Source organism: Flectobacillus longus (assembly GCF_030056705.1).
Lineage (GTDB): Bacteria > Bacteroidota > Bacteroidia > Cytophagales > Spirosomataceae > Flectobacillus > Flectobacillus longus.
In genome coordinates, this window is the sequence record NZ_JASHIC010000073.1 from 1 (window position 1) to 646 (window position 646).

Here is a 646-nt window from a genome sequence, read left to right on the forward strand (position 1 = left end):
TCAGTACTATTTGGATTACCATCTTTATCACAATCCAATGTCAACCAATCAGAGTTTACATTGCCAATTACTTGGTCGGCTTTGTTATAACTACATGGATCGTTGGGATTTGTGTTGTCGGATAGCGTCAATGGATTATCATCTAAACCATTAATCTCATCTTTGTCCATAACACCATCGCCATCACAGTCGCCTGTACTTGTGGCTACTAACGTCACTTGACTCAAGTTCAAACTACAAGCACTCGTCGGATTTGTGTTATCTCCTGTCGTTGATGCGTCTCCATCTGCTCCCGTTGCTTCTGCATAGTTCGTTACGCCGTCGCCATCACAGTCTGCATTGCGCCATGTCAATAAGGTACTGGCTAATACTTGATTAGGTCCCCATACACAAGCATCATTCTTTGATGGGTCTGTGTTATCTGGGTCTCCATCTCCATCTGCATCGCCAGCCAATGGTACAGTAATCGTCACTGTCGCACTAGCACATACTTGTGGAGTCACCAATGTATTACATACCTGATAAATCACTGTTACACTATTGCCCGGCTCACTCGAAGCTGGGGTGTAGCTCATTATTCCAGTTGTTGGTGCAAATGTTACTACTCCACTCGCATCCCCTCCTGTTCTAGTTATCACTGTGCTTA

Annotated in this window: 1 protein-coding gene; it reads right to left on the bottom strand. The window is 44.4% G+C overall.

What is annotated here, in order from left to right; all coding sequences use genetic code 11:
* On the bottom strand, nt 1-646 hold a 646-nt coding region (locus tag QM491_RS25480), incomplete at both ends, for a hypothetical protein (protein WP_283330407.1).